This window comes from Streptosporangium sp. H16, assembly GCF_051918855.1.
Taxonomy (GTDB): Bacteria; Actinomycetota; Actinomycetes; order Streptosporangiales; family Streptosporangiaceae; genus Streptosporangium.
In genome coordinates this window covers 95,018-110,180 of record NZ_JBPXMD010000007.1, presented here as the reverse complement: position 1 = coordinate 110,180, position 15,163 = coordinate 95,018, and the positions used below count along the sequence as shown (strand labels likewise).

At 70.1% G+C, this 15,163-nt stretch carries 10 protein-coding genes; 5 read left to right on the top strand and 5 right to left on the bottom strand.

All coding sequences use genetic code 11. The features are described from left to right. Positions 1-109: 109 nt before the first annotated feature. Complete coding sequence (locus ACTOQ2_RS13915; RefSeq protein WP_440099981.1) at positions 110-952, top strand: hypothetical protein; 843 nt, start codon at positions 110-112, stop codon at positions 950-952. Here the strand turns inward: ACTOQ2_RS13915 and ACTOQ2_RS13910 are convergent. The 3 genes from ACTOQ2_RS13910 to fxsA form a co-directional block, all read right to left on the bottom strand. Beyond that, on the bottom strand, positions 888-2,870 hold the full coding sequence (locus ACTOQ2_RS13910) for a tetratricopeptide repeat protein (RefSeq protein ID WP_440099980.1): 1,983 nt from the start codon (positions 2,868-2,870) through the stop codon (positions 888-890). The two genes, ACTOQ2_RS13915 and ACTOQ2_RS13910, sit on opposite strands and share 65 nt — an antisense overlap. After that, complete coding sequence (locus ACTOQ2_RS13905; protein WP_440099979.1) at positions 2,867-3,760, bottom strand: SIR2 family NAD-dependent protein deacylase; 894 nt, start codon at positions 3,758-3,760, stop codon at positions 2,867-2,869. Before ACTOQ2_RS13905 ends, ACTOQ2_RS13910 begins: the two co-directional genes overlap by 4 nt. 66 nt (positions 3,761-3,826) lie before the next feature. Next, entirely contained in the window at positions 3,827-4,015 is a 189-nt protein-coding gene (fxsA, locus tag ACTOQ2_RS13900) for an FxSxx-COOH cyclophane-containing RiPP peptide (RefSeq protein WP_440099978.1), read from the bottom strand. 263 nt (positions 4,016-4,278) lie between these two features. Between fxsA and fxsT (ACTOQ2_RS13895) the strand changes: the two genes are divergently transcribed. Further along, complete coding sequence (fxsT, locus tag ACTOQ2_RS13895; protein ID WP_440099977.1) at positions 4,279-6,816, top strand: FxSxx-COOH system tetratricopeptide repeat protein; 2,538 nt, start codon at positions 4,279-4,281, stop codon at positions 6,814-6,816. On the opposite strand, the gene ACTOQ2_RS13890 is transcribed toward fxsT (ACTOQ2_RS13895), so the two are convergent. Then, positions 6,813-9,290, bottom strand: coding sequence for an FxsB family cyclophane-forming radical SAM/SPASM peptide maturase (locus tag ACTOQ2_RS13890; RefSeq protein WP_440100218.1), 2,478 nt, complete (start codon positions 9,288-9,290; stop codon positions 6,813-6,815). The genes fxsT (ACTOQ2_RS13895) and ACTOQ2_RS13890 overlap by 4 nt on opposite strands. A 282-nt stretch (positions 9,291-9,572) precedes the next feature. Here ACTOQ2_RS13890 and ACTOQ2_RS13885 point away from each other — a divergent pair, with 282 nt between their 5' ends. After that, positions 9,573-10,769 (top strand): FxsB family cyclophane-forming radical SAM/SPASM peptide maturase, encoded by a 1,197-nt coding sequence (locus ACTOQ2_RS13885; protein ID WP_440099976.1) that lies wholly within the window; start codon positions 9,573-9,575, stop codon positions 10,767-10,769. Continuing rightward, positions 10,766-12,085, top strand: a complete 1,320-nt coding sequence (locus ACTOQ2_RS13880; RefSeq protein WP_440099974.1) for an HEXXH motif domain-containing protein — start codon at positions 10,766-10,768, stop codon at positions 12,083-12,085. Before ACTOQ2_RS13885 ends, ACTOQ2_RS13880 begins: the two co-directional genes overlap by 4 nt. 30 nt (positions 12,086-12,115) lie before the next feature. Here the strand turns inward: ACTOQ2_RS13880 and fxsT (ACTOQ2_RS13875) are convergent, their stop codons facing one another. Next, positions 12,116-14,647, bottom strand: coding sequence for an FxSxx-COOH system tetratricopeptide repeat protein (fxsT, locus tag ACTOQ2_RS13875; RefSeq protein ID WP_440099973.1), 2,532 nt, complete (start codon positions 14,645-14,647; stop codon positions 12,116-12,118). 201 nt (positions 14,648-14,848) lie between these two features. On the opposite strand from fxsT (ACTOQ2_RS13875), the gene ACTOQ2_RS13870 reads away from it, so the two are divergent. Next, positions 14,849-15,007, top strand: coding sequence for a hypothetical protein (locus ACTOQ2_RS13870; RefSeq protein WP_362693074.1), 159 nt, complete (start codon positions 14,849-14,851; stop codon positions 15,005-15,007). Positions 15,008-15,163 lie beyond the last annotated feature (156 nt).

The window sequence follows — 15,163 nt, the reverse complement described above, 5'->3', positions numbered from 1 at the left end:
GCCGGGCCTTTCCACAACCGGAGGGCCCGGCCGACCGGAATTCACGAGATCGAAAATCGCGAGATCCCACCCCGCACAATGGGCATAGCTATGCATGGCTATTTCGACAGTGCCCGAAGAGCTGGGGGTCGGCGTGCGTTCGCTCCAAAGAATCGGCAGGGATCTCAAGGCTCGGCAGCACATCGACGCGTACGCTCTCACGGTCGTCCTCTTCGCTTTCGCATTTCTCTCGATCTTCGCTGAAAAGCTGGACGTCGACCTCAGATGGGCGGTCCTGTTCTCCGGAGTCGGATTGCTCCTCTACCGGATCACCCTGCCCGCGGAGCCGGCCGAGTCGCCGGCCGGCCTTCTGCACGACCGTTCCGTGTACGACGCGGTGCCCCTGTCGTCGCTGCTCGCCCAGGCGCGCGACGTGCGCGTTTTCGCGCCGTCCGCGGTCAACCTGCTGTCGGCGCAGACCTGCGAGCTCATGCGCAACACGGTGCTCGCGCGGGAGCGAGGAAATGTCAGGATCGTCATTCTCGACCCCCTGGAGAAGGTGGCCGTGCGGCAGGCCGCGAAGCAGCTGGACGATTCGATCGAGTTTCCCGTGCAACGGCTCCCCGCCGCGCTGGACAGCACGATGGAACGCCTCCGCCTGATGAGCGGCTGGAAAACGGCGGGCGAGTTCGAATACCGGCTGCTTTCCTACAGCCCGGGATTCAGCCTCGTGCTCGTCGACCCGGAAACCCCCAGGGGCCGTGTCATCGTGGAGATCCACGGCTATCACAACGCGTCGACCTCCTCGCGCATGCACCTGGAGCTGACCCGCGGTCGCGACGAGCGCTGGTTCGCCTACTGGCTGAACCAGTTCGACCACATGTGGGAGGCGGCGAGGCGCGACGATGTCACGCCGTTCTCCGCAGGAGCTCCTCGGCCTGCTTGCGCAGATGCGGCGGAAGTCCAGGAGTGACCGCGCCGAGCGCCCGCGAGGCGAGTCTCTCCGCCGTCGCGGCCCCTCCCAGCAGGGCGTGGACGCGTGCGGCCCGCACCAGGACGGGACCGCTGTCGGACCCGTCGGCGAGCGCGTCGAGGATCTCCTGCTGGGCGGCGTCGAACCGCCGCTCCAGGGCGAGGGCCAGCGCCCTGGCGGCGATCGTGGCCGGCCGCTGGTGCCTGCGGACGAGGTCCAGGTCGCGCAGGGCCTCCGCGGCCTTTCCGAGGTCGGCCAGGATCTCGCCGCGCAGCGCGAGCGCCTCGGCGGGGGGCTCGTCCGCGAGCGCCACGGCCCCGTTGAGCAGGGCGAGGGCGGCGCGCGGCTGGCCCAGGTGCCACAGGGCCTGCCCGAGCGTCAGATGCGCGGGCAGGTCGTTGGGAACCCAGGACAGGGCGGCGCGCAGCCGCTCGACCGCCCTTTCGTGGTGTCCCTGCGACAGCCAGAGCCGCCCCTCCCCGGTCAGCGCGGAGGCGACCCCGTTGAACCGCTGGAGCGTCGCGAACATGCCGGCTGCCTCCTCGAACCGGCTCAGCGCGCTCTCCGCCTCACCTTCCGCCGACGCCACCTCTCCCAGGATCAGCAGGGCTTCGGCGCGCACCCAGGTCTCGCCGCCCCCCGCGGCGCGGACGGCCTCCTCCGCGAGGCCGCGGGCCGTCTCCCAGCCCTGTCTGGCCAGGGCCAGCCTCGCGTCGCCGAGATAGGCCGCCGGGTGCCGCGACTGGCGCACCGAGCCGATGAGGCGGTCGTGCTGCAGCTCGTACCAGCGGATTCCCAGCCGGTGCTCGCCCCGCAGGATGTGGGAGTCCTCCAGCGCCTTGGCGACGGCGTTCGGCATGCCGGCCGTCTCGTGCAGGCCCTCGTAGACGGTGTTGCGCGTCCCGTGCTCGGTGACGAAGGTCCTGCGCAACCAGGAGCGGATCTCGCTCGAGGTGACGCCGGACTCGGCCGAGACGCGCGCGAGCATCCGATCGCAGAAGCCGGTCAGGAACCGGTCGACGTTCACGTGCAGGTTCACGTGCTCCACGCTGATCTCCCGGAGGCCGGAGGGCAGCGATTCCCACAGCGCGGAGCAGACGACCTGCAGCTGGACCGGTTCGACGGTGTTCAGGGTCAGCGTGGTGGTCTGTCCCTCGTCGTTGGAGATCGGAACGGTGCGCAGGTCGTCGACGAGCCGTTCCGCGGCGCCGGGGGCGAAGAGCCGGCCGGTGCCCTCGAGCGGCCTCGTGGTGGCGTCGAGCGCCGCGGCGCGGGTGAGCGGCAGCAGCTGGAACCGTGCCCGCGAGCCCCGGCCCAGCGGGCGCTCGTGCGGCAGGACGGAGGCCAGATACTCCTCGCGCAGCGACAGCAGCAGGTGGAGGCCGTCGTGGTCCTCCACCGCACTCGCCAGCTGACGCAGGAGTCCGTGGCGTTCCTCCTCCAGGTCGAGCGGGCCGCCGAACAGCTCCTCCGCCTGGTCGACGGCGACCAGGACGGGGACGGGGTCGCCGTACCTGTCGACGCGTTCCGGGCGTTCCGCCAGGAAGTCCGAGACCGTCAGCCCGGCCAGCGCGGGCAGCGGGCGGTCCGGCGCCCAGGCCGACAGCAGCGCCAGCAGGTAGGGGTTGCCGGCTACCTTCGGGCGCAGTGCGGTGATGCCGCGGGGCGACACGCGGGCGACGGGCAGGACGTCGGCGCGCTCGGGCTCCACGCGCGGCAGGACACCCGCGTGGAGAAGGGACGTCTTGCCGACCCCCGACGCCCCGAACAGCACGGTGAGGCCCGTGGCCTGCCAGATGGTGGCGATGTCGCGGGCCTCGCGCTCCCGCCCGAAGAACAGCGCGTGCTCGCTCCGGTCGTAGGGGCGCAGCCCCACGTACGGCCGGATGGTCCCGTCGCCGCGCGTCGGGGTCGTCATGGCTTCCGTCCCATTCTCCGCTGGAGCTCCGCGCAGAACTCCGAGGCGGTCCCCAGGAAGATCGAGATGTTCCATCGGTCGAGATAGTGGGTGATGTAGCGCCTGGCCTTGTCCTCGGCCCCGGCGGCCCCGGCGCCGCCCGCCGACCCGTTGACCTCGGGCATGAGCTGCACGCCGACGTGCCGCCGCTTGTTGCTGCGGGGCGTGTTGCGCACCAGGCCGTGAAACAGCACCCGGAACGTCCAGTCCTGCAGGCTGTAGCCCACGAACAACAGCGGCCTGGTGGTCATCGCCCGCAGGATCGGGGTCGGCAGCGGGTGCCGCCCGTCGGTGGCGACGGCGTCCACCATGTTGACAAGGTACGTCAGGTAGTCGGCCTCGGTCAGCACCAGCGACGCGGGCTCCGCCCAGCTTCCGTGCAGGTGGTAGACGAGAGGCCGCTCCACCGTCGGCTCCGGCAGGAAGGGGGCCGCGGCCGGGTCGGTGTCCCACCAGGGGGAGACGGCCACGTGGGGCTCCTTGCCCTCCGCCCGCAACGCCTCGGCCAGGAAGTCGTCGTAGTTCGTCGTGAGGAACGTCGTCACCGGGAAACCGGCCAGCAGCCGGTGCGGTTCCCCGGGATCACCCGTGGGGGGCCGCCCGTGCGAGCGCAGGTGGCCGCAGATCGTCTCCTTGAGGTCGACCGGATCGCGCACCACGGCCTCGCCGTACTGCATCACGCGGGCCAGGTCGCCCGCGTCGGCGAACGGATAACCGTAGTGGAGGGCGTACCGGTTGCTGAGGGTGGTGCCGGTGGGAAGGGTGCCGGCGCAGGCTCCCGCTCCGAGAAAAGGGGCGCAGTCACCCCTGCCGAGCTGGTCGATCAAACGTTCCCAGTCGGTGTCGTCCACGGCTCCACCATGTTTGTCGACAAAGAGCGTAAGTCTCGCACTCCAATGTCGCACATCGGTGGGTGGTCACAAAGGTTTTGATATGAACGAATCGAATCCGGCCACCGGGCCGGTGTCATCTTCCTCGACTATTTCCCGCAGCGCGAGGCCGAGGACGGAATCGCCGATCCCGTCAAGATCGGCCAGGTTCATCTCCGTGAGGTCGATCAGGCCTTTGCTGAAATCAGCGTCGGCTGTGACGGCTTCATCGCTCATGCGGACTCCCTCGCGCCCCCGCGTTCCCGGCTCTCCGTGTGTCCCCGCCCCGCCCCATCGTTACACTCTTCCGATGGTCAGGCGAGCGCTTCGGGAGATAATTTGAAAGACGGGGCGGTATGGTTTACGGATAATAATCCTTTTTAGGATGTGACGGTGATGTCTTTTGGGGCGTAGCCATAAGACTCTGACCCCCTCGTTTATGCGCTTGCGGGGGCCGGGAGTCTAGGCTGATCCCAAATCAGGCGAGTGGAGGCGGTCGCGTGCCCATTTCACAGTCGTCGGGATCTTCCCGGTCACCGGGACGCCAGCCCCAGGTCTGGGGCAAGATCCCCCAGCAGAACAAGAACTTCACCGGCAGGGAAGACCTCCTCGACAAGCTGCACACCGGGGTCACCTCCGAGGTCACCGCGGTGGTGCCGCACGCCCTCCACGGGTTCGGCGGCGTCGGCAAGACCCACGTCGCGATCGAGTACGCCTACCGCTTCCGGCACGAGTACGACCTGGTCTGGTGGATTCCCGCGGACCAGCCGATGCTGGTGCGCTCCTCGCTGGCCGCGCTCGCCCCGCACCTGGGGGTGCCCTCCTCCTCCGCGATGGGAGTGGAGGACGCGTCCGCGGCCGTGCTGGACGCGCTGCGCCGCGGCGACCCCTACTCCCGCTGGCTGCTCGTCTTCGACAACGCCGAGCAGCCCGAGGACATCAACGAGATCGTCCCGCGCGGTCCCGGGCACGTCCTGATCACCTCCCGCAACCACGCCTGGCAGAGCGTGGTCGACACCCTGCCCGTCGACGTCTTCAGCCGGGCGGAGAGCATCGAGTTCCTCAGCAAGCGGGTGCCCAGCTCGACCAGCCTCGACGACAGGAACCGGCTGGCCGAGCAGCTCGGCGACCTGCCGCTGGCCCTGGAGCAGGCGGGTGCTCTGCAGACCGAGACCGGGATGTCCGTCGGGCAGTATCTCCGGCTGCTGCAGGAAGAGACGGCCCAGCTGCTCGGGGCCAACAAGGCGTCGGACTACCCGCTGTCCATGACCGCGGCGTGGTCGCTGTCGGTGTCCCAGCTCAAGGCGAAACTGCCCGAGGCCGTAGAGCTCCTGCGCTGCTGCGCCTTCTTCGGGCCTGATCCCATTCCCCGTGACGTGTTCGGGGTGCTTCCCGACGACTTCGCGCCCGGGTCGCGCCTCGGCCCGCTCCTCGACAACCCTATCCTGCTGAGCAAGGGCATCAAGGAGCTGGGACGCTACGCCCTGGCCAGGATCGACTCCGACAACCGGACCATCCAGGTGCACCGGCTGGTCCAGGCGCTCCTGCGTGACGAGCTGAGCGAGGAGGAGCACGCGTCCTTCCGCCACGAGGTGCACCTGCTGCTGGCGGCGGCGTCGCCGGGCCTCCCCGACGACAACGTCCTGTGGCCGCGCTACGCGGAGCTGCTCAGCCACGTGACTCCCGCGCAGGTCGAGGTCAGCCGCGATCCCCGCATCCGCCGCTTCGCCCTGGACGTCGTGCGCTACCTCTACTCGTCGGGGGGCTACCAGTCGGCGAGGAATCTCGTGGGGCGCCTGATCGAGAGATGGCGGGCCGACAGCGGCGACGAGGACCAGCACGTGCTCTCCGCGCAACGGCACTCCGGGATCGTGCTGCGCGAGCTCGGCGACTACCGGGCCTCCTTCGAGCTCAACCGCAGGACCCTGTCGCGCATGCGGGAGGTCCTCGGGCCCGACCACGAGGAGACCCTGCTGCTCACCAACAGCCACGGCGGCGACCTGAGGATGCGCGGCGACTTCGCGGCCGCCCTGGAGCACGACGAGGAGTCCTTGCGCCAGCACCGGGTGCTGTTCGGTCCGAAGCACCGCCGAACGCTGCGGACCATGAACAACCTGGCACTCGACTACATGTTGCTCGGCGACTACCAGAAGGCGAGCGAGCTGCAGCAGAGCGCGTACACGCTGCAGCGCTCCAGCGATTCCAAGTCGAGCCAGCAGTCCATCCTCACCTCGTGGAACGGCCTGGCCCGCATCGTGCGGCTGCGGGGCGAATACTCGGAGGCCTGCGACATCGGCGAGGACGCCTACGACTCCAGCGTCCAGGAGCTGGGGGCCGACCATCCCAGGACCCTGCGCGCGGCCAAGGACCTGTCCATCGCCAAGCGCAGGGCGGGGCTGATCGACGAGGCGTTCGAGATCGCCCAGCGGACGTTCGAGCTGGAGGAGCGCATCTTCGGCCGCGACCATCCCGACACGCTCGCGGCCGCCCTGTGCCTGGCCAACGCGCAGCGCACCAGAGGGGAGATCGACGAGGCGCTGGAGCTGCTGCGCGACACGGCGGCCCGCTACCCCCGGAGATACGGGGACGAGCACCCCTTCATCTTCGGCTGCAACATGAACCTGGCACTGCTGCTGCGGGTCAACGGAGACGTCGAGGAGGCGACCGAGCTCGACCTGAGATCTCTGGAGGGCTTCGACCGCACGCTGGGGCGCGAGCACCACTACTCGCTCACCTGCGCGATCAACCTCGCCAGTGACCTCGCCGCCGGCGGAGACGTCTCCCAGGCCGGGCGGCTGGGCCAGGAGACCCTGACCCAGTTGCGGGAGCTTCTGGGCGTCGACCACCCGCTCACCCTCGCCTGCGCGAACAACCTGGTCGTCGACCTGCGGGTACTGGGTGAGGCGGCACAGGCGGAGACACTGGAGGCCGACACCTTCGAGCGCTACCGGCGGGTGCTCGGCGAGGACCATCCCGACACGACGGTGGCGCTGAGGGGGGAGCGGCTCGACTTCGACTTCGACCCGCCCGCCCTCTAACCGTTGCGCCTGAGCCAGCGCGCGTAGTGGTCGTCCGAGCGTTCCCGGCTCATGGCCCGCGCGCGAGCCGGCACGCTCTCCCGCGACCAGCCGTCGAGACGCCGCGCCATCCCGGCGGTGAAGTTCTCCCCGGCGGGGGTCAGCCGCCCGCTGTCGAGGAGGGTGCCGGTGACGAGGCGCGAGGCCTCACGCCACTGGAAGAACTCCGCGTTCGCGCGCAGGGCCGCCTCCCCCGACTCCAGGCCGCGCTGGCGCATCCAGAAGCCGGCCACGCCCAGGAAGGCGTACGCGCCCTGGAGCAGCCCCGGCACGGGGCGGGGATCCTCCCGCCAGGGGGCGTAGTAGCGGGAGCCGTCGTCGGGCAGGGTCAGGGGGACGAGGTCGAGCAGGGCCGAGAGCTTCGCGTGCTGTGTCTCGTGCGTCAACGTGACCGCGAGCGAGGACGCGTCCGGCGGCGTCGACAGGGCCACGCAGCCGAAGGTCTCCCGCGAGGACGAGCTCGACTGGCCCCTGGTGGGCGCGGTCAGCGGCGTGAGAACCGTGATCGCCGTGGACACCTCCTCGGCCACGATCCGGTGGTGGCGGACCAGCAGATCCCAGGCCTGGTGCAGTGTCGACTGCCATCGCTCGGTCTCGGCCTCGCTCAGACGCCCGCCGATGTTGGTCGTCTCCGGCATCCGGTAGGGGTCGAGATCGTCGATGACCAGGTAGAGCGACATGCCGTCCGCCTCGCTGGACAGCGAGCGCAGGCCCCTCCACCCCGGGGCGTCCTGGCGCGGGTCGTGGGGAATCCGGACGATGGTCCCGGCCGCCGTGATCTCGGTGTCGTCGGCGGCGCACTCGACCGTGGCCGCCGAGACGGTCGGTGGCAGGATCGCCTGCCCCAGTGACGGCAGTGTGACCACCCCCTCCACCGCCGGCACGTCGATCTCGCAGGTGGTGCCCGAACGGATCGCCGCGGCGGCGGCGAGTGCCGCGAGCTGTCCCGGAGCCGCGGCGCCGTCGCCGGCGTCGAGCATCTTGACCGTCCGGCGCGCCCATGCGCCCACTGACGGGTGACGGAGGACGGCGTTGACGATCTCGGGGTGGCGGCGCTGGACGGTGGCGAGCAGGTCGTAGGCGCGGCGGGTGGCGGCGCCGTCGGGATGGCCACTGGCCCGTGCGGTCTCCAGCACCCCGCGTACGAGGAGGACGTGCTTGCTGTGCTGTGCCGCGGAGAGTTCGGCGACCGCGGTGGTGCCTCCACCGCCGCCGGCGAGTTCCGAGAACGTCCCGGCCGCGATCCGGTGCTCACGTAGGTGCATCGTGCCCTTTCCCTGCCGTTTCGATCGGGCCGAAAGGTCGGCTTCGACCGTCTTCTTGATGTGCCCGATGAGCCGGAGGAGGTCGGGGGAGTAGACGGAGGGGTTGGCGAAACCGTGGCCGGAACGGTAACGGTGGGCGTAGAGGCCCCCACCGCAGACCCGGGAGACCGGGCAGACCCGGCAGGTCGGGGACAGGGCCGACTCGCCGATCTGGCGGGCGGCGATCGAGGGCAGGAGCAGGGCGTCGTCGAAGGAGTCGCGGGTCACGTGCAGCCCGGTTTCCGGCGCTCCCTGGTAGGCCGACTTCAAGGAGTCCGACTGCTCGATGCCGCCGTCGGTCTCCACGACGACCATCCCCGCCGGGGACAGGCCTATCTGCTCGCTCGACGACGAGCCGCCGAGCAGCGCGTGGATGATCTCGTTGAACGTCCGGACCCAGGTGGGCCGCCGCGGCGCGGCGTACCACCGGTCGAAGACCGGGATCAGCCAGTCGGCGTACGGCGTCGCCTCGGTGTCCGGGACCCGGCCCGGAGGCGGCGCCGACCAGTTGCCGTGCGGGAGCAGGAAGTCGACGGCCGGCGGGTCGAAGGCGAGGAGCGCCTCGTAGGCCCCGATCGGGTCGTTTCTGAGGTCGACGGTGCACAGCAGGCCGCTGAAGAGGTGCCTGAAGGCGGGCGAGCCCAGCAGGCCGAGGGCGCGCAGGACGTCGGCGTGGCTTCCCTGGCCGTTGGCGCGGCGGCGGCCGCGGTCGTGCATCGTCTCGTCGCCGTCGAGGCTCACCCCGACCCGGACGCCCAGCTCGTCGAAGAGCCGCAGGTAGGGAAGGTCGAGCAGGGTGCCGTTCGTCTGCAGGCCGACCTCGGTCCTGGTGCCGGGGCCGACCGCCGAGCGGACCAGCGTGACGAGCTCGCGGATCGCGTCATGACCGGCGAGCAGGGGCTCTCCCCCGTGCAGGATGAGCTCCACGTCGGCCAGGTTGTGGCGGTGGGCGTGCTGGGCGATTCTCGCGGCTGTGGCGGCGAAGATCTCCCGTGACATTTGTTTCGGTCGGCTCTGCCACGAGGAGTCAGCCATTTCGTACATGTAGCAATATTTGCAGGCAAGATCACACCTGCTATGGATCTTTAGGATGAACTGCCTGAACGGAGTCGGCCGCCAGCCGCCTGCCATCAGCTCTCCGACATCGAGAGTCGACGGCCACTCGTGCATCGCTGATCAGCCCCCTGTTGAGACCACGTTATGTGACGCCCGAAAGATGTTTACACGATAGATGATGGCCGGTCGCCGTTCCAGGCTGAGGGGAAAACCAGTGATCATGTCGGGGAAGGGTACGTATTATCGAGGCTGAAACTTGACTATTGGGGCAAACTCATGCCAGATAGGGAATGGCGCAAGAGAGGTGTGCCGCGTTTGCCGGAGAAACTTGAACCCGTAATCCCCTCACCCCGAAGCGTGTTCCCGGCGACGCTCGATGTCGGGGGATTGCTGGACTCGGGATGGCGGCCGGCGGCTTTCCGGCAGTTCATCCTGAAGATCCACAGCAGGTGTGATCTGGCCTGCCGCCACTGCTACATCTACGAGATGGCCGACCAGTCCTGGAAGGCCCAGCCGCGGCGCATGTCGGAGGCGATCGTCGACTGCACGGCCAGGCGCATCGCCGAGCACGCGCTCGCCCACGAGCTGGCCGAGGTCGAGGTCATCCTGCACGGGGGAGAGCCCCTGCTGGCCGGACCCGATCTCATCTCCCACGCCGTGCGCGCCATCAGGGGGGCCGCCGCCGACGTCGGGACCCGCGTCCGCGTCGGTGTGCAGACCAACGGGCTGCGCCTGGACGAGACCTATCTGCGGCTCTTCGACAGCCTGGAGATCCGCGTCGGGGTGAGTATGGACGGCTACGCCGAGGGCCACGACCGGCACAGGCGCTACGCGGACGGCAGGGGGAGCCACGCGATCGTCGCGGACTCGCTCCGCAGGCTGACCACCGGCCCCTTCCACCACCTGTTCAGCGGCCTGCTGTGCACCATCGACGTCCGCAACGATCCGCTGGCGACCTACGAGGCGCTCCTCGACTTCGACCCGCCGGCCGTCGACTTCCTGCTCCCGCACGGCAACTGGTCGACCCCGCCGCCGTACCGCCTCCCGGAGGCGGAGGCGACGCCGTACGCCGACTGGCTGATGCCGATCTTCGACCGGTGGTACGGCTCGGCCGCCGACCAGACGGAGATCCGGCTGTTCCGCGAGATCATGCGCCTGCTGGCGGGAGGCGCCTCGCGCAGCGAGACGGTGGGACTCTCTCCCGCCCGGATGGCCGTCGTGGAGACCGACGGCAGCATCGAGCAGTCGGACATCCTGAAGTCCAGCTACCACGGGGCGGCCGCGACGCGCCTGCATCTGCTCCGCGACTCGTTCGACGCCGCGCTCAGGCACCCCGCCATGGCCGCCCGGCAGATCGGCGAGCTCGCGCTGGCTCCCGTCTGCCTGGCCTGCGACATCCGTTCGGTCTGCGGCGGCGGGTTGTACGCGCACAGGTACAGCGAGGCCGCCGGTTTCAAGGGGCCCTCGGTCTACTGTCCGGACCTCTACCGGCTGATCACCCACATTCGTACAAGCTTCGCGAGAGATGTCGCCCGGCTGAAGGGAAGTCGATGAGGCTCGGTTCGCAGGGAGTGTCCGGCACGACGGTTCTCACGCTGGCGGCCGGTGAGGGGGGAGCCGAGGCCGTGGCCGAGCTGAGCGCGGTCCAGCGCGTCAAGAACAGGCTGCTGGTACGCGGTGTCGCGACCGAGGCGCGATCGGCGGGGCACCCCGGCGCCGCCCTGGCGGCGCGTGCCTACGACCTCCTGGCGGACCTGGAGGGGGAGGCGGGCGAGGAGGTCGAGCGCGTGCTGCGCTACCCGGCGGTGGGGGCGTGGGCGTGGCGGACCTACCGGTCCCTGAGGAGCGGGAACGGCACGCACGACGACCCCGCGCAACTGGGCGCGCTGGCCGCGGTGGCCGCGGTGCGGGCACGGACCGCCTGCCGCGTCCGGCTGCCCGTCCGCGACGGCGCGATCATGCTGCCGTCCCTGGGGCGCCTCGTCCTGCCCGGCGGCGCGGGAGACGCGGCCGACGTCACGGTGAGGCCGGACGGGGACGGTGCCGAACTCGACGTCTGCGGCCTGAGGGTCCGCGTCCACCCCTCCGGCGACCGGCCCGGCTGGCAGGCGCTGCACAGGCTCCGGGTGACCACGGGATTCGACCTGGTCGTCGACGACCTCGACCCGTACCGGTGGTCGGCGGAGGATGTCGTGGAGCCGCGGCTGGAGCGCGAGCGGCTTCGGGCGTGGGAGACGCACACGCGGGAGGCGTGGCGCGTCCTGGCCGCCCACCACGGGACCGTGGCGGAGGAGGTGAGCTCCGCGGTGTCGGTGCTCACCCCCGTCAAGGCGCCGGAGAGGGGACAGAACAGCGCCTCCTCGCGCGAGACGTTCGGGACCATCGCCATGTCGGACCCGTGGCACGGCGTGGGACTCGCCGCCACGTTCGCGCACGAGATCCAGCACGCCAAGCTCACCGCGCTGATCGAGGTGATCCCGCTGACCCTGCCGGACGACGGCAGGCGCTACTACGCGCCCTGGCGGGACGACCCGCGCCCCGTCTACGGCCTGCTGCAGGGGTCGTACGCCTATCTCGGGGTGGCGGAGTTCTGGCGGAGGCAGCACCGGTTCGAGCGGGAGGAGGAGGCCTTCCGGGCGCGGGTGGAGCTCGCCCGCTGGAGGCGGGCCTCCTACGCGGTCACCGGCACGCTGCTGGCGAGTGGGGGCCTGAACGAGCGCGGGGAGGAGTTCGTGGCCCGGATGAGGAAGACGCTGGAGGAGTGTGCCGCGGAACCGGTGGACGCCGCCGCGGAGAGCCAGGCCCTCCGCGAGGCCGAGCACCACCTCGACGCGTGGAAGAGGCGCAACCCCCGGTTCCGGGCGGACTAGGCGGGGCGGAACGGCGGGGCGGGCCGGCGGTCAGATCGGCGGGGGGTCGAAGTCGCAGTCGATGCGGCGGCCCTCGCTCGCGAGGAGCGCGTCGGGGTGGCCGGCCTCCAGCGGGCGTTCGTACCGCCGCATCGTGTCCTCGTGCAGGATCTCGGCCTCCCGCCTCTCGCCGGCGGCTCTCAGGTCGAGGACGAGGTTGCCGGCGCAGGCCAGGCTCAGGAAGTGGTTCTCGCCGAAGAGGGCCCGCAGCCGGGCGAGCGTCTCCCTGCCGAGCGCGCACGCCCGGGCGGCCTCTCCCATCGCCGCGAGATCCGCCTGGAGGCTGACGGCGCACGTCAGCGGGTAGTGGTGCTCCTGGCCGACCTTGGCGACCAGGCCCTTCACCGCCCGCTCGTTCAGGCGTCTGGCCGTCGCGACATCGCCTCGCAGGCGATGCAGGATCGCCAGGTTGCCGCCGCAGGCGAGGCTGTAGGGGTGCTCCTCGCCGAACACCCGGGGGTAGAGGGCGACCGTCCTGTCGGCCGTCGCGAACGCCTCGTCGAGGTCGCCGACGGTTCGCAGGGCGTTGGAGAGGTTGATCGCGGCCGCCATCGTGTCGGGGTGCTCGTCCCCGAAGAGCCGCTGCAGGCGGGTGTGCGTGTCGCGCGCGAGGTCCAGCGCCTCGGCCACCTCTCCCGAGCGCCGCTTGGCGATGGACAGGTCCTTCGCCGTCAGCAGCGTGGCGTGATGGTCGAGTGTCAGCTCCTGGACGCCGTAGGCGTAGGCCTCCTCGCCCAGGTCGCACGCCTCGGTGTAGTCGCCGCAGAGCCGCACGGCCCTGGCCAGGCCGTTCCACGACAGCAGCAGGATGCTCCTGCCGATGCCTCCCACCGCGTCGCTCATCTCCAGGTACGTCTCCTGGTGCAGGCGTCGCGCCTGCGTGTAGTCGCTGGTGAGGGCGTAGTCGAGGGCCAGGTTGTTGAGCACGCGCAGGGTGGACGGGTGGTCGGCGCCCCGGCTGGCGGCGTGGGCCGCCCGGGACTCCTCGTCCAGTCTCCTGGCGGCGATGAAGTCGCCGCGCGCCCGCAGGGACGCCCCGTAGCCGTTGGTCGTCAGGAGCGTCTCGTCGTGGCCGGGGCCGAAGACCTCGCGCATGGCGTCGAGGGTCCGGTGGTCGGTCTCGTACGCCGCGGAGTACTGGCCGAGCCCTCGCAGCACGTTGCCCAGGTGCTTGTGCGCGACGAGCACGTCCGGGTGCCTCGCCCCGCTGACCTCGGTCCATCTCTTGGCGAAGCTCTCGAGGAAGGCGCGGGCCGACTGGTAGTTGCCCGATATGTAGAGATAACGGGTGACGTTGAGGGCGAACTGCCTGACGGTGGGATCCGCGCACTCCTCCAGGCCGGAGGGGGTGACGTGGGCGACCAGCTCCTCGAAACGGCGCCACCTGGCGCTCTCGTCGGGATCGTTCGGGGCGCTGCCGGCCAGCAGCACGTGCACCTCGTGCCGGATCTCCGCCTGGTCCTCCTCCGGCAGGTCGTCGCGCAGGAGGGCCTGGATCAGGCGGTGGACCTGGATGGTGCGGGTGGCGGGCTCGATCCTGGCCAGCGCGAAGCGCCTCAGCTCGCTCAGCGCCGTGGCGAGCAGGATCGGATCGGACAGGATCTTGCCGAGCCGGGGGACGACGGCCTTGTTGCCCCTGCGGAAGACGTCGCGGGGAATGGGCTCGGGGCCGAAGAAGGCGCAGCACCGCAGGAGCGTGATGGCCTCGGGGAGGCGATCCTCCAGGAGCGACACCGACACCTTCCAGGCCGCCGTCATCGACAACGGGTATCCCGGCGCCCGGTTCGCCCCCAGCAGCCTGCTCGCCTGCTCGTCGAGCTGCTCCAGGTACTCGTCGACCGACATGCCGGTCTCGTACTGCAGCGCGCCGGCCTGCTCCAGGGCCAGGGGAAGGTCGCCGAGCTGCTCGGCCAGCCGCGAGGCGTCGTCGTCGGGGACCTCCCGGCGCAGGCGCTTCTTCAGGAACGCCACGCTCTCCTCACGGGTGAAGACGTCGACCTGGAGGGTCTCGAAGTGGTCCTCCCACTTGGGGTTGCGCGAGGTGATCAGGACGTGGCCCGGCCCGCGCGGGATGAACTCCTGGACCTGCCCCGGCTCCTCGGCGTTGTCGAAGATCAGCAGCCAGCGCCGGTAGGGGACGCCGCTCTGCAGCGTCCTGCGCACCGCCTCGGCGGCCTCCTCGACGCCGGTGGCCGAGGCCGGCGGCAGGCCCAGGTGGGGCGCCATCGCCGCCAGCGCGGACGGCACCAGCACGCGCTGGTCGGAGGGGATCCACCAGACGAGGTCGTAGTGCGACCGGTAGCGGTGGGCGTACTCGATGGCCAGGTGGGTCTTGCCGACACCGCCCCACCCCTGCAGCGCCTGGGGCTGGGGCACGACGGCGGTGACGGTGCTGATGCCCTGGCGGAGCTTGACGAGCATGTCGTCTCGCCCGGTGAAGTTCCTGTTGCGGGGGGGCACCTTCTCCCAGACCTCGGGCTGTCGTTCCGGCACCGTGTTCGCCGCGTGTGAAAGCTCCACCACCTCGGGCCTCCGCCTTTTTCTAGCCAAAGGGATCGTACGGTCATCCTAAAGGTTGATTCGAAGAGTGGGGTATTACAGAATCACATTGAGGAAAAACACGGCCCGGGGATTTTCGAAAGCGGTGTCGCATCACACTTTTGGGACATCCGCAATCTCGATCCGGGCTAGACCGGATGCGACGCGACACGAATGGGAGCACGCATGCGCGATGACAATTCAAGGTCGGACGGTCTCGTCGACCTTGAGGGCCTCTCCCTGGAGAGGCTCACGGAGGTCGACGAGGCCTGGCTGCGGAGGATGCTGGAGCCGCTGCTGCTGGAGACGGCGGAGCCGACGGCGGGATTCACGAGTTCGATCTGAGGAATCACCTTGCCGTTTCACCCGGGTTGCGGCAGAAAGGTGATCGTGAATCATTCGTCCACTCCGGTCGCGTCGGCGATACGAGGGGTGCCTTCCCGCGCGGGGGGGATTGACCATGCCAATAGAGTCGTACGGCATCGAGTCCATGACCTGATT

Bases quoted from the DNA above. Each gene is read 5' to 3' on its own strand.
- ACTOQ2_RS13910 (WP_440099980.1), bottom strand. From the start codon at position 2,870: ATGACGACCCCGACGCGCGGCGACGGGACCATCCGGCCGTACGTGGGG.
- fxsA (WP_440099978.1), bottom strand. From the start codon at position 4,015: ATGAGCGATGAAGCCGTCACAGCCGACGCTGATTTCAGCAAAGGCCTG.
- ACTOQ2_RS13890 (WP_440100218.1), bottom strand. From the start codon at position 9,290: ATGGCAGGCGGCTGGCGGCCGACTCCGTTCAGGCAGTTCATCCTAAAG.
- ACTOQ2_RS13880 (WP_440099974.1), top strand. From the start codon at position 10,766: ATGAGGCTCGGTTCGCAGGGAGTGTCCGGCACGACGGTTCTCACGCTG.
- ACTOQ2_RS13870 (WP_362693074.1), top strand. From the start codon at position 14,849: ATGCGCGATGACAATTCAAGGTCGGACGGTCTCGTCGACCTTGAGGGC.